Here is a 13,466-nt window from a genome sequence, read left to right on the forward strand (position 1 = left end):
CGGTCATATTTTGTAAAAAAATTGCAAATTATGACCGCTTGTGGTTTATTTAATTTTAAAATTAAATTAAATAAAGTTTAAAAATAAAGATTGACATCGGTGTATAGTGTCTGTATTTTAAATAGTGAAGCATAAATGAATTATGTTTTATGTCATATTCACTAAATATTAAGGAGAGTAATTATGGCTAAGAGTTTAGATGCAAAACGTGAAGAATTAACGAATGAAATTCGTGAAATCTTAAAAAATGCAGAAGAATTATTTAACGAAACATCAGATTCATCTACAGAAGAATATAAAAAATTAAAACACAGATTATCTGAACAGTTTGATGATGTTAAATATCGTTTCGCTACATTAAAAGACGATACTGTTGAGAGTGCTAAAAACGTTGCAAAACAAACAGATACCTTAGTGCAAGATAATCCATATAAAGCAATTACTGTTGCCGGTGTGGTTGGGTTATTATTAGGTGTTTTAGTTGCAAGAAGATAATAATTTTCTTTAAATTAATTAAAATGTTTTAATTAGATAATTAAGCCACACCTTTTGGTGTGGCTTATTGTTTAATACAAGGAATGTGATATGTTAGATAATATTAAATCCGGATTTAGAAATAGTCTTGTTACTTTATTAGAAATAATTCAAGTTCGTGGTGAAATGGCAAGGTTGGAAATTAATGAACAAAAAAATCAATTAATTTCTGTTTTAGTTTTAGCATTATTAGTCTTTATATTTTTATTATTTGCATTTGTTAGTTTATTATTTGCTTTAGATAATTATTTATTACCAGAATATAAAGTAGTAGCATTTTTTGCTATTTCAGGCATAAGTTTAGTGTTAGTTTTACTTTTTGTTTGGGGAATTATAGCTTCATTGAAAAAACAAACCAGTTTTATGCAAAGCACATTAGATGAACTGAAATTAGATATTGCCGCATTTAAAAGTGCATTAACTTTTAAAGATACTTTTAGGGATAATAATGGGGAGTAATAAAATGGAAGATTTAAAACTAACCGAGAAAGAATTGTTGATAATGAAAGGCAATGCCCTGAGAATGCGTTTTAAAGCGGAAACCAAAAAAACTAAAAATGATATTGTTCAACCCTTTAAACAAGCGAGAAATACGGGCTTATCGCTTATTTCGTCTCCTGTTGCAACAACGGCAGTATTAGAGTTTATGTTGAAGAAATTCCTGAAAACTAAAGGAGTTGGTTATTCCGCATTGGGATTAATTGCTCTGTTTTTATTGAAGCAGAAGCAAAATAGACGATAATCAAGATACAAGCGGTCAATTTTACAACTTTTTTTGCAAAATTGACCGCTTGTTTTTATTCGCATTAATTTTATTTCTGGTGTAAATGTTGTGAATTAGATCACATTTTTGATATTTAGGAGATGATAAAAGCTTTACTTTCTATATACTTATCCAACCATTATCTATCACTATTTTCTACCAACCCTTGAGAAACATATTATGGAGGGACATATTATGAAATTTCTCAAAAGTGTATTAAGTCGATGGTTTAATCTCGATCATAAGCTCTCCTTTTTCTTTCCCTTAATCTCCTGCTAATTCAACCAATTGGTTCTTCTTTTATTTTTAATCAATCTTTCTATTTTTATTTTTGCTAACTAAGGTTAGTAAGGGATTTTTTATGCAAAATTTTAAACATTTACCTGAACCGTTCCGTATTCGTGTTATTGAACCTGTTAAACGCACTACGCGTGAATATCGTGATCAAGCGATTTTAAAAGCCGGAATGAATCCATTTTTATTAGACAGCGATGATGTTTTTATTGATTTGCTGACCGACAGTGGTACGGGGGCAATTACTCAAGATATGCAAGCTGCAATGCTACGTGGTGATGAAGCTTATAGTGGTAGTCGTAGCTACTATGCGTTGGCGAATGCTGTGAAAGAGATTTTTGGCTATCAATATACCATTCCAACCCACCAAGGGAGAGGTGCGGAGCAGATCTATATTCCTGTGTTGATCAAAAAGCGTGAGCAGGAAAAGGGCTTAGATCGTAGCAAAATGGTGGTGATCTCCAACTATTTCTTTGATACCACGCAAGGGCATAGTCAAATCAACGGTTGCACGGTGAAAAATACTTATACCAAAGAGGCGTTTGATACCGGCGTGCGTAGCGATTTCAAAGGTAATTTTGACTTAGAACAGCTCGAAAAAACGATTTTAGAAGCTGAACCGAAAAACGTACCGTATATTGTTTGTACCATTACTTGTAACTCTGCGGGTGGTCAGCCTGTTTCAATTGAAAATATGAAAGGTATGTATGCGATTGCCCAGAAATATGATATCCCTGTAGTGATGGATTCTGCCCGCTTTGCCGAAAATGCCTACTTTATTCAGCAGCGTGAAGAAGCCTACAAAGATTGGACGATTGAGCAGATTACCTTTGAAAGCTATAAATATGCTGATATGTTGGCGATGTCGGCGAAAAAAGATGCGATGGTACAGATGGGCGGTTTGCTCTGCTTTAAAGATGATAAATGGTTCGACGTTTATACTGAATGCCGCACGCTTTGTGTAGTGCAGGAAGGTTTCCCAACCTACGGCGGTTTAGAAGGCGGTGCTATGGAGCGTTTAGCCGTCGGGCTGCGTGATGGTATGCGTCAAGATTGGTTAGCATATCGCATCAATCAAGTGCAATATTTAGTGGATGGTTTGGAAGCGATCGGTGTGGTTTGCCAACAAGCTGGCGGGCACGCGGCGTTCGTGGATGCAGGCAAACTGTTGCCACATATCCCACCAGAGCAGTTCCCGGCACAAGCTCTTGCTTGTGAATTGTATAAAGTAGCAGGTATTCGTGCGGTGGAAATCGGCTCGTTCCTGCTTGGACGCGACCCGAAAACAGGCAAACAACTGCCTTGCCCTGCGGAGTTACTACGTTTAACGATTCCGCGTGCAACTTATACCCAAACTCATATGGATTTTATTATTGAAGCGTTCCAAAAAGTGAAAGAAAATGCTGCAAATATCAAAGGGCTGACTTTTACCTATGAACCGAAAGTGTTAAGACATTTCACCGCGTTATTAAAAGAAGTGGAATAACTACACGAATAGCTACCCCTGCTAAGGAAGGGGTAGCCAAATAATATTCAATAAGGAGTTCCTTATGAAAAAACAACCTTCTGTTTTTGGCGGTGCGTGTATTATTGCCAGCGTGTGTGTTGGTGCGGGAATGCTAGGACTTCCTAGTGCCGGCTCAGGGGCTTGGACAATCTGGACAATATTAGTGTTGTTGCTAACTATGTCAGTGATGATGCTTTCTGGTTTTATGCTTTTAGAAGCCTATAGAAAGTATGATTTACGAGCTTCGTTTAATACAGTTACCAAAGATGTATTAGGCTGCCAAGTTAATATGATTAATAACTTAGCAGTCTATTTTGTTGGTGGGATTTTACTTTATGCGTATATCACCTCTTCCGGTTTGATTTTACAAGAGCTTCTGGGACTAAGTAGCAAAGTTGCCTCAGCGTTGTTTGTGTTGGTGTTTGGGGCTTTTGTCTGGCATTCAACTCGTGCGGTGGACAGAATTTCGGTTATTCTAATCGTCTTTATGGTGCTGAGCTTTGCATTTAGTATTTTGGGATTAACGGCAAATATCAGCTTTGATACGTTGTTTGACACCCAATCCACCAATGATTCAGGCTACTTTAAATATGCGATGATGATGTTACCTGTAGCATTAACTTCCTTTGGTTATCATCACTCAGTGTCATCAATGCGAGCTTACTACGGTGAGGAGAAAAAAGCGGCAAAAGCAATTTTCTATGGTACTTTAATTTCATTCCTGCTTTACTTTGTTTGGGTGGTAAGTATTTTCGGTAATTTACCACGAGATCAATTTGCCCCTATTATTGAAAGCGGTGGTAATGTGGATGTGTTGTTGAAAATCTTAGGTGGTGTGGTTGATTCAGCGTCAGTCAAACACTCATTGAATGCGTTTTCGATGGCGGCAATTTTATCCTCATTTATCGGTGTGGGGTTGGGAGTGTTTGATTTTTTGGCAGACTTCTTTGGTTTCCAAAATGACAAAGCAGGCAGAACTAAAAGTTATCTTGTTACTTTCTTGCCGCCGTTGGTACTCTCTATTCTGTTCCCATTCGGTTTTGTGACGGCGATTGGGTATGCAGGGGCAGTAGCAACGATTTGGACGTGCATTATCCCTGCTGTGTTGGTTTATAAAGTTCGCCAGCAAGGTTTGCAAGAGGGATTTAAAGTGGGTGGTGGCAATCTATTGATTGGTGCGGTTATCCTGTTTGGTGTATTGGTGGCGGTATTCCACTTCCTTGCAATGTTTGAGATGTTGCCGGTTTACAAAGGCTAAAGTATTGAAATAAAAATAGCGAACATTAAGTTCGCTATTTTTTTGTAATTTTTATGAAAAATATGACCGCTTGTGATTAATTTTGCGGTTGGTAATCCACAAGTAAGTAGTGTTTTGCCACTTCAAGGAATTGAGATACTTGGGCTTGTTGCCACACTTCATCTTTACCCATTTCTTTCGCCATAATTGCAGCAACTTTAGCTGCACTGTCAATTGCAGCTCTTGCATCAGTAAAGAGTAAGCGAACGCGGCGTGCTAATACATCTTCTACTGTTTGAGCCATCTCATTACGAACCGCCCAAATCACTTCAGCCACAGTGTAATCCAATCTTGGGTGGAGTTTTTCCGCATATTCAGGGTAAGCGGTCATTAAGCCTCGTAGTTCCGGAATGTCTGAACCATAAACGTAGAGATGATCTTGTAAATTAACTAATTCTGCTGGAATATTACCGTGAATAGATAAATCGACCGTTCTACAAGGTTTGTTGCCTAATTGTGGGTGAACTTTTAATGCTTCTTCCACCGTATCTTCTGCCATTTGGCGATAAGTTGTCCATTTACCACCTGTGATAGTAACCAAGCCACTAGTCGGGTCGGTTAAAACTTTATGGCTACGAGAAACCTCTTTCGTGCTTTGACCTTCTTTTTCAGGTGCAGCAAGCGGGCGTTGTCCTGCGAATACGGCTTTTACATCATCTCGGGTTGGTTTTTTTGTCAGATATTGCCCAGCAGTAGTTAAAATAAAGTTTACCTCTTGTTCTAACGGAATAGGTTCGTAAGATGGGTGTTCGATTAACGTATCCGTTGTGCCTACGACTAGCACATCGTGCCAAGGCACAGCGAATAGCACACGACCGTCTGAGGTTTTAGGAATCATTAATGCATCATTACTTGGTAAGAATGATTTATCTAACACTAAGTGAATCCCTTGACTTGGCACAACGAATTTTTTCGGGCTGCCGTGATCCATACTTAAAATATCATTCATAAATACGCCGGTTGCATTAATCACTGCTGTACCAAATACTGTATGCTCTTGTTGGTTTAGCTCATCGTAGAAAGTTACGCCATCAATTTTGCCCTGTGGTGTTTTGTGCAATGACGTTACTTTAGCGTGGTTTAGCACTGTTCCGCCTTGTTCTACCACTGTTTGAGCCATATTTACGGCTAAACGAGCATCATCAAATTGTCCGTCTTGATAAACTGTTCCTGCACGCAAACCCAAATCGTTTAATGTTGGTAAACGTCTTTTTGCTTCAGCTTTATCAATGTTTTGGGTTTTACCTAAACTGAGATTGCCTGAAAGCATATCGTACATTCCTAAACCAACACGGTACATTAAACAATCTTTAAGGGTGTAGTTTGGAATAATGAAACTTTGGTTTTTAAAGAGGTGAGCCGCATTTTTAGCTAAGCGACCACGTTCACGCAATGCCTCTCTTACTAATGCGACATCACCATTGGCTAAATAACGCACACCACCGTGTACTAATTTAGTACTACGGCTTGATGTCCCTTTAGCGAAGTCGTGGCTTTCTAACAATAAGGTTTTATAGCCACGAGAGGCGGTATCTACTGCAATACCTAAACCGCTTGCACCACCACCAATAATAATGAAATCCCATTTTTGCGTTTGTTGCACTTGAGCGAGTTGTTGATTTCTTTGCATTTTTTGCTCCTTTTGTTCGATGCTGATTGCTCGAATTTGAACTTAATTTAAACTTTATTAGCATAAACGAAAATAAAATGAGTTCAAATAGATTTGTTTGAAAATCAGATCTATATCACAAAATTATTGAATTTAAATCGTAAGTTACTGCTTTTCAGTTGTGTAAAGTGGCTTTTTTATAAGTAGTTAGATTAGATATACAAGAACAAAATGCGTATTTTCGAAAATTTAAAATGGTTTAAAGTGAAAATTTTGTGAAATAAATCACACTTTTGCAAAAAATAACTTTGTCATTTGTTATTTTCAGATATTATTGACCGACCTAAGAATAGGTATGACTTAATAATTATATTGGAGAATAAAAATGTTTGGTCCATTTAAACCCGCTCCGCATATTGCGGAGTTGCCGGCGGACAAAGTTGATGCAAGATACAAATTCTTACGTTGGCAAGTGTTTGCAGGTATTTTTTTCGGCTATGCCGCTTATTATTTTGTGCGTGCTAACTTCGACTTAGCACAAAAAGGTTTAATTGAAGCCGGTTTATACAACAAAGCGGAACTCGGTATCATCGGTACCGGTGCCGGTTTAGCGTACGGTTTATCAAAATTTGTGATGGCGTGGATGTCAGACCGCTCAAATCCAAAAGTATTCTTACCGTTCGGTTTATTACTGTCCGGTTTATGTATGACTATGATGGGCTTGATGCCGTGGGCAACTTCAGGCATTGCAGTAATGTTCGTGATGATCTTCTTAAACGGTTGGTTCCAAGGTATGGGTTGGCCGCCGTGTGGTCGTACGATGGTTCACTGGTGGTCTAAATCTGAACGCGGTACTATCGTTTCTATTTGGAACTGTGCTCACAACGTGGGTGGTATGGTACCGGGCTTAATGGTGATTTTAGCCGGTGCAATTTTCTACAACACATATGGTGTTGAAGCAACCGCAAAAGATATTTGGCAACAAGCGTTGTACTATCCGGGTATTGCAGCGATGATTGCGGCGATTCCAATCTATTTTATGATGAAAGACACGCCTCAATCTTGCGGTTTACCACCGGTTGAAAAATGGCGTAACGACTATCCGGATGATTATGATGAGAAAAAATCTGAAACCGAATTAACCACCAAAGAGATTTTATTCACTTATGTATTAAAAAATAAACTCTTGTGGTACATCGCAATTGCGAACGTATTTGTTTACTTAATCCGCTATGGCGTATTGAAATGGTCTCCGGTTTATTTAGGTGAAGTGAAACATTTCAACATTAAAGGTACTGCGTCTGCATACATTATTTATGAACTTGCAGCAATTCCTGGTACATTATTATGTGGTTGGGTGTCTGACAAAATCTTCAAAGGTAAACGTGGTTTAACCGGTTTCGTGTTTATGATTTTAACCACTGCAGCGGTTGTGGCATTATGGCTGAACCCAGCAACGCCGGAAGCAGAATTGGCACAATATGCCGGCCGTGCTTGGTATGAAAACCCATATCAGTTAATGGACTTTATTTTGATGACGACTATCGGTTTCTTAATCTACGGCCCTGTAATGCTTATCGGCTTACACGCCCTTGAATTAGCACCGAAAAAAGCTGCAGGTACATCAGCAGGTTTCACCGGTTTATTCGGTTACTTAGGTGGTACAGTTTCTGCATCTGCGGTAGTAGGTTGGGCTGCTCACGAATTTGGCTGGGACGGTGGCTTCTATGTGATGATCGTAGGTGGCGTATTAGCTGTGTTACTGATGTTTATCGTGATGATTGAAGAAGGTAAACACAAAGCAAAATTAGGCGACCACTACGGTAAATAGTCGTTAATCTATTAGCAAAAGGAAGAGCAGAAATGTTCTTCCTTTATTTTTAACACAATGAGGTAATTCTATGAAATTTCAATTCAAAACATTAGTTGCGGCATTAGCATTATCAGCAGCGACATTGAGTGCCTATGCACAACAATCGGATAAGTTAGTTATTGCTCATCGTGGTGCAAGTGGTTATTTACCTGAGCATACTTTAGAGTCTAAGGCACTTGCATTCGGGCAACAAGCGGACTATTTAGAGCAAGATCTTGCAATGACGAAAGATAATCACATTATTGTGATCCACGACCATTTCTTAGATGGCTTAACCGATGTAGCGAAAAAATTTCCGGAACGTAAGCGTGAAGATGGGCGTTACTATGTAGCAGATTTCACCTTAGAAGAAATTCGCACACTGGAAATGACTGAAAACTTCAAAATTGAAGATGGTAAGCAGGTTCAAGTTTATCCAAAACGTTTCCCACTTTGGCAGTCCAATTTTAAAATTCATACGTTTGAAGAAGAAATTGAGTTTATTCAAGGCTTAGAAAAATCAACGGGTAAGAAAATTGGGATCTATCCAGAAATTAAAGCACCTTGGTTACACCACAAAGAAGGTAAAGACATTGCGTTAGAAACGTTGAAAGTGTTGAAAAAATATGGCTACGATAAAAAATCATCGCCAGTTTATCTACAAACTTTCGATTTCAATGAGTTAAAACGCATTAAAACTGAATTACTTCCTCAGCTTGGTATGGATGTGAAATTAGTACAACTTGTGGCGTACACCGATTGGTTTGAGACCGAAGAGAAAGACAAAGACGGCAAATGGATTAACTACGACTACGACTGGATGTTCAAAGAAGGAGCGATGGCGGAAGTGGCAAAATATGCTGATGGCGTAGGTCCGGGCTGGTATATGTTGATTGACGATAAAAACTCAAAAGTAGGAGATATTAAATATACCCCACTTGTAAAAGAGTTAGCTAAACATAAGTTAGAAATTCACCCTTACACTGTGCGTAAAGATGCGTTAGCTCCATTCTTTGAAAATGTAGATCAAATGTATGACGCACTATTGAATAAAGCAGGGGCAACGGGTGTATTTACTGACTTCCCAGATACTGCCGTTGAGTTTTTAAAAAAACAGAAATAATTAATGCTTTTTAAATAGCAAGCGGTCTGATTAGTAAATTTTTTTGCAAATCAGACCGCTTGTGTTTAGGGCTATTCTTGATTTAACAAGAAAATACCATTTTGGCTTAAGTGAATATAATATTCCGCTTGGTTTTCATTATATTGATCAGGGTTGAGGTTTACCATCAGCTCTTTGCCTTGCCACTCCACTGCAATTTCCCAATGAGCACCCATATAAACCGCGTGTTTGATTTGGCAACGTTGATTTTCTTCACCATCAGCTTGCAAGCGGATTGCTTCTGGGCGGATACCAACCAAGCAGTCGCCGTTCGGTACATTGAAGCGCGCTGAATTAGCAAGAATAAAACTGAAATTGCCAATTTGGATTTGGTCATCCAATTTCTTCGCCGGCAGAATGGTCGATTCGCCCATAAAGTTGGCAAGGAATAGCGAGTTTGGCTGTAAATAGAGATTTTTTGCCGTGTCTTGCTGTTTGATAATGCCTTTATCCATCACAATTACTTGGTCAGACACCGCAAAGGCTTCCGATTGGTCGTGAGTAACATAAAGTGAAGTAATATTCAGGCGTTGCTGTAATTCACGGATTTTTTCTCGCATTGAACGGCGAAGGTTAGCATCTAAGTTACTTAATGGTTCATCAAATAAAAGCACCTTTGGTTTTAGAATTAACGCACGTGCCAGAGCCACTCGTTGCTGTTGTCCGCCTGAAATCTGATCGACAAAACGGTCTTCAAACCCCGCTAAATCGACCAATTCCAACGCCTCTTTCACACGCTGTAATCGTTCTTCTTTCGGCACCCCTTGCATTTTTAAGCCATAGCCGACATTATCGCCAATCGACATATGCGGAAAGAGTGCATAGGATTGGAATACAATACAGATATCACGGTTCTGGATTGAGCTTTGGGTAACATCTTCGCCATCAATAAAAATTTGCCCAGAAGTCGGGCTTTCTAGACCTGCGACTAAACGTAGTACGGTGGTTTTTCCACAGCCTGAAGGTCCAAGCAGGGTAATCATTTTGCCTTTTGGAATGCTGAGGTTGAGATTATTGATAACAGTTGCTTTGCCGAAAGATTTAGTTACATTTTTTAATACTAAGAAATCGTTATTCATATTTTGTCCTTTTAATTATATCCCTCTCTCTGAAAAATACTTCTGAACGAAGTATTTTTCTGTCTCTCTCCCATAAAGGGAGAGAGTAGATGTCTTTTTACATTTTCTTTGCCTTAGAGCGAGCAATACGTGTATCGCCGACGATCCAATCGAAAATCAAAATAATCGCCATCATCACAACAATCAAAATTGAGCCGTAAGCAATCGCAATACCGTATTCGCCATCCTCTACTCGGTTGAGAATATAAGAGGTTGCAACACGCGTATCAGCAGTAACTAAGAATACAATTGCACTCACGGTAGTCATTGCCCGCACGAAGCTGGTTACTAAAGCGGAAAGCAAGGCTGGCTTGAGGAGCGGTAACACCACAAACAACATTGTTTTAAATGAGCCGGCTTTTAGCGAAAGAGAGGCTTCATCTAACGATTTGTCCAATTGCCCTAAACCGGCAATGGCGGCACGCATACCTACAGGCATATTTCGCATTACCATTGAGAGGATAATAATCATACCTGTACCCGTTAAATAAATCGGTGAATCGTTGAAGGCGAGAATGTAAGACACTCCGGCTACCGTTCCCGGCACGGCAAAGCAAAGTAAAGTTAGAAATTCCAACGTTTTTTTGCCTTTGAAATCACGGCGAACCGTAACATAAGCAATCAACAAACCAAACAGAGCGGTAATTGGAGCGGCAGCAGCGGCGAACAACACGGTTTGAATGAGTGATGGGAAACCGCCATCGCTAAAGCCTTGCCCGAACAGCTTGATGTAGTTATCAAGCGTTAAGGTGTAATCCACACCCCAGTTCACGGTAAAACTGCCGTAGAAAATGCTGCCGTAAAGCACCAAGTTGAACGTTCCCCAGAACAACAATGTGCAAATAATGAGCCATTTCATACCGCTTGGTAAATCTTGCACATCGCCACGATAAGATTTTCCTGATACCGTTACATAAGAGCGGTTGCCGATCCAGAGATATTGGATCACGAAAATCGCAAGCGAGAACACGAGCAAGATTGCCCCAAGTGTACTTGCTGAGGCATAATCAAGTTGCGAGCCAGCAATATAGAAGTAGATTTGAGTAGCGATCACATCAAAACTGCCACCTAAAACTAATGGGGTACTGAAATCGGCAAGGGATTGGATGGCGACTACCAAGAATGAGTTAGCCAGAGCAGGTTTGAGTAACGGGAAAATAATGTTAAAGAAGGCTTGATAGCGATTAGAACGCAAGGTATAAGCGGCTTCTTCTACAGACGGATGAATGGATTTCAACGCTCCTTCCAAAATCATAAAAGACATTGGTGTAAGTGCGAGGGTGTGAGCAATCACAATCCCGGTATAACCATAGAGCCAGTTACTGGCAAAACCAAAGTGTTCCACTAAAAATTCTGTTACGTAACCTGAACGCCCAAGCATTAGCGTTACGCCTAAACCTACCACAAAGGGAGGAGTAACAATAGGTAAAATCGAGAAAATTCGCCCGATGAACGCAGAGCGTTTAGCAATACGAGTGGTATAAAGTGCAAAAGCCAAACCAAACAGGGTGGAAAGTACGCCTACCGTTCCCGCAACCGATAAAGAGTTCCCCACCACTCGTGCCACATAAGGCTGTTGTAAAATGGTTAGCACTTGGCTTGGCACAAACTCGTCGCCGTTGTAGAACATTGAAACGAAAATCGCAATGGTTGGGTAAACAATAAAGAAGAAAATCAGCAAAATAATGCTAATCAATGAGCCGATAATAAAGCGATCGCCCTGCATTACTTTAAGAATAGCGAGATTATTGGTGGCTAGCCCTGTAATGGCAATAATCAGAGGCAATACCGCATAGCCTAAGCTGATTTTAAGTACAATTGCCGATAAGAAAATAAAAGCAAATAATAAACCTAAGCCGACTAATTCTAGCTTAGCTCTGCGTTTACAAGCGGTCGGATTTGGCAATAAAAATGCAAAAAGCGGTAAGAACCACGCCCAAGTGATATTTAAATTTGACCAACCCATCGCATTAAAAAGCTCGTCTTTTGTTGAATCAAACAAGCCATAATCTAATGCTTTAGCGGGCAATAAGAGAAAACCGAGTAAACCGATAACCACCCATACAAGCGGTCGGGAAAAAGAAAAACTCTGCATAATACCTCACAGATAGAAAAGAGGGGGAAAGCCCCCTCTAAAAGATAGGATTATTTCGCTAATTTAACTTCATTAACCCATTTGTCAATCAAGCGTTTACGCTCTTCACTTGATCCATATTTCTCAAAATTGTAGTCAATTAAGTTTAAATCTTTTGGATTGAGAGCATAAGGCGAGGCTTCTGCTGTTGTATTGGTTAAAACTTGGAATGCATTCCCTTTTTGCCAAGAGAGTTCTTGAGCTTCTTTAGAAAGCGACCAATCCACGAACAATTTCGCATTTTCAAGATTTCTCGCCCCTTTTAAGATACTCACACCACCAAGCTCATAGCCTGTACCATCAGTGGGGGCTGTCATCTCAATATTTGCTCCGTTTTTCTTCTCAATAGCATAGTCGTGTAAGAAGCCGATACCGATAGTAGTTTCGCCTCGAGCGGTGTTACGAGCCGGCGTAATGCCTGACTTGGTGTATTGTGAGATATTTTTGTGTAATTTACGGAAGTATTCAAAGGCTTTTTCTTCGCCCCAAAGTTGCACGAAAGTCGCAATCGCCGTATAAGCCGTACCTGAGCTTTGCGGGTCTGCAATTTGAATTTCGCCTGCTAAACGTGGGTCAAGTAACTCTTCCCAAGTGGTCGGCACTTTCTCAATACCTAATTTTTTCAAACGATCTAAGTTCACGCCGTAACCTAAAATCCCCATATACACCGCAGAGGAATAATTGCCTTTTAATTTTGCAGGATCACGAAATTTTTCGATAATTTGGGTAAGGTTTGGCGATTGATAAGGTTCTAACAAGCCCATTTCTGCCGCTTGTGAATGCGGATCAAGCGTACCGCCGTACCAAACATCCGCCTGAGGGTTATTTTTTTCTGCTTCAATTTTCGCTAATGTGCTACCCGAACCGTTACGCACAAACGAAACTTTTACATCATATTTCTTACCGAAAGCTTGAACTTCTTGCTCACAAAGCTCGTTCGTCGCACTACAATAAACCGTTAAACGACCTTCCGCCAATGCTGATTGAGTAAATAATGAACCGAGTAATAAAGTAGATGCTGTCAAAGCTAATTTTTTCAATTTCATTGTGGTTTCCTTAAAGTTAGGGAGAAAATTAGGCGAAATATAGCAAAAAACGGGACGTAATTCTGTGAACTGCTTCACAGTTCAACCAAACAAGTGGTCGAATTTGCTTGGGATTTTGCAAATCAGCTTCTAATAAAAGTTGAAATTAGT

The 13,466-nt window shown here is 39.6% G+C and carries 12 protein-coding genes; 8 read left to right on the top strand and 4 right to left on the bottom strand.

Going from position 1 to position 13,466, the window contains the following annotated elements; translation table 11 throughout:
- The first annotated feature begins 183 nt into the window (after window positions 1-183).
- From X781_RS00430 to X781_RS00450, 6 genes are all read left to right on the top strand, one after another.
- A complete protein-coding gene (locus tag X781_RS00430; protein WP_025235034.1) occupies window positions 184-495 on the top strand; it encodes a DUF883 family protein in 312 nt (103 codons plus the stop codon).
- A gap of 90 nt (window positions 496-585) precedes the next feature.
- Window positions 586-993: a phage holin family protein gene (locus X781_RS00435; protein ID WP_025235035.1), complete on the top strand. Its 408-nt coding sequence runs from the start codon at window positions 586-588 to the stop codon at window positions 991-993.
- 4 nt (window positions 994-997) lie between these two features.
- On the top strand, window positions 998-1,276 hold the full coding sequence (locus X781_RS00440) for a hypothetical protein (RefSeq protein WP_235068755.1): 279 nt from the start codon (window positions 998-1,000) through the stop codon (window positions 1,274-1,276).
- A gap of 216 nt (window positions 1,277-1,492) precedes the next feature.
- Window positions 1,493-1,576: a tryptophanase leader peptide gene (tnaC, locus tag X781_RS12640; protein WP_428981785.1), complete on the top strand. Its 84-nt coding sequence runs from the start codon at window positions 1,493-1,495 to the stop codon at window positions 1,574-1,576.
- 82 nt (window positions 1,577-1,658) lie between these two features.
- Window positions 1,659-3,077 carry a tryptophanase gene (gene tnaA / locus X781_RS00445; RefSeq protein WP_025235037.1) on the top strand — a complete coding sequence of 473 codons (1,419 nt, stop codon included), beginning with the start codon at window positions 1,659-1,661 and terminating at the stop codon, window positions 3,075-3,077.
- 64 nt (window positions 3,078-3,141) lie between these two features.
- Window positions 3,142-4,356, top strand: coding sequence for an aromatic amino acid transporter (locus tag X781_RS00450; protein ID WP_025235038.1), 1,215 nt, complete (start codon window positions 3,142-3,144; stop codon window positions 4,354-4,356).
- Window positions 4,357-4,432: 76 nt separating this feature from the next.
- Here the strand turns inward: X781_RS00450 and X781_RS00455 are convergent, their stop codons facing one another.
- Window positions 4,433-6,025, bottom strand: coding sequence for a glycerol-3-phosphate dehydrogenase/oxidase (locus X781_RS00455; protein ID WP_025235039.1), 1,593 nt, complete (start codon window positions 6,023-6,025; stop codon window positions 4,433-4,435).
- Between the two features lie 364 nt (window positions 6,026-6,389).
- Between X781_RS00455 and glpT the strand changes: the two genes are divergently transcribed.
- Together glpT and glpQ are read left to right on the top strand one after the other, a co-directional pair.
- Window positions 6,390-7,835, top strand: coding sequence for a glycerol-3-phosphate transporter (gene glpT, locus X781_RS00460; protein WP_025235040.1), 1,446 nt, complete (start codon window positions 6,390-6,392; stop codon window positions 7,833-7,835).
- A 70-nt stretch (window positions 7,836-7,905) separates the two neighbouring features.
- On the top strand, window positions 7,906-8,979 hold the full coding sequence (glpQ, locus tag X781_RS00465) for a glycerophosphodiester phosphodiesterase (protein WP_025235041.1): 1,074 nt from the start codon (window positions 7,906-7,908) through the stop codon (window positions 8,977-8,979).
- A gap of 71 nt (window positions 8,980-9,050) precedes the next feature.
- Here the strand turns inward: glpQ and fbpC are convergent, their stop codons facing one another.
- The 3 genes from fbpC to X781_RS00480 form a co-directional block, all read right to left on the bottom strand.
- Entirely contained in the window at window positions 9,051-10,097 is a 1,047-nt protein-coding gene (fbpC, locus tag X781_RS00470) for a ferric ABC transporter ATP-binding protein (RefSeq protein WP_025235042.1), read from the bottom strand.
- Window positions 10,098-10,194: 97 nt separating this feature from the next.
- Window positions 10,195-12,231, bottom strand: coding sequence for an ABC transporter permease (locus X781_RS00475; RefSeq protein WP_025235043.1), 2,037 nt, complete (start codon window positions 12,229-12,231; stop codon window positions 10,195-10,197).
- Window positions 12,232-12,281: 50 nt separating this feature from the next.
- On the bottom strand, window positions 12,282-13,316 hold the full coding sequence (locus X781_RS00480; protein WP_025235044.1) for an ABC transporter substrate-binding protein: 1,035 nt from the start codon (window positions 13,314-13,316) through the stop codon (window positions 12,282-12,284).
- Between the last annotated feature and the right edge of the window lie 150 nt (window positions 13,317-13,466).

Origin of the sequence: Mannheimia sp. USDA-ARS-USMARC-1261 (genome assembly GCF_000521605.1) — a bacterium.
GTDB classification, from domain to species: domain Bacteria; phylum Pseudomonadota; class Gammaproteobacteria; order Enterobacterales; family Pasteurellaceae; genus Mannheimia; species Mannheimia indoligenes.

Excerpts from the sequence above, each read along its gene's own strand:
- X781_RS00480 (WP_025235044.1), bottom strand. The coding sequence starts at position 13,316 with ATGAAATTGAAAAAATTAGCTTTGACAGCATCTACTTTATTACTCGGT.
- X781_RS00450 (WP_025235038.1), top strand. The coding sequence starts at position 3,142 with ATGAAAAAACAACCTTCTGTTTTTGGCGGTGCGTGTATTATTGCCAGC.
- X781_RS00435 (WP_025235035.1), top strand. The coding sequence starts at position 586 with ATGTTAGATAATATTAAATCCGGATTTAGAAATAGTCTTGTTACTTTA.
- glpT (WP_025235040.1), top strand. The coding sequence starts at position 6,390 with ATGTTTGGTCCATTTAAACCCGCTCCGCATATTGCGGAGTTGCCGGCG.
- glpQ (WP_025235041.1), top strand. The coding sequence starts at position 7,906 with ATGAAATTTCAATTCAAAACATTAGTTGCGGCATTAGCATTATCAGCA.
- X781_RS00440 (WP_235068755.1), top strand. The coding sequence starts at position 998 with ATGGAAGATTTAAAACTAACCGAGAAAGAATTGTTGATAATGAAAGGC.
- tnaA (WP_025235037.1), top strand. The coding sequence starts at position 1,659 with ATGCAAAATTTTAAACATTTACCTGAACCGTTCCGTATTCGTGTTATT.
- X781_RS00430 (WP_025235034.1), top strand. The coding sequence starts at position 184 with ATGGCTAAGAGTTTAGATGCAAAACGTGAAGAATTAACGAATGAAATT.
- X781_RS00455 (WP_025235039.1), bottom strand. The coding sequence starts at position 6,025 with ATGCAAAGAAATCAACAACTCGCTCAAGTGCAACAAACGCAAAAATGG.
- X781_RS00475 (WP_025235043.1), bottom strand. The coding sequence starts at position 12,231 with ATGCAGAGTTTTTCTTTTTCCCGACCGCTTGTATGGGTGGTTATCGGT.
- fbpC (WP_025235042.1), bottom strand. The coding sequence starts at position 10,097 with ATGAATAACGATTTCTTAGTATTAAAAAATGTAACTAAATCTTTCGGC.
- tnaC (WP_428981785.1), top strand. The coding sequence starts at position 1,493 with ATGAAATTTCTCAAAAGTGTATTAAGTCGATGGTTTAATCTCGATCAT.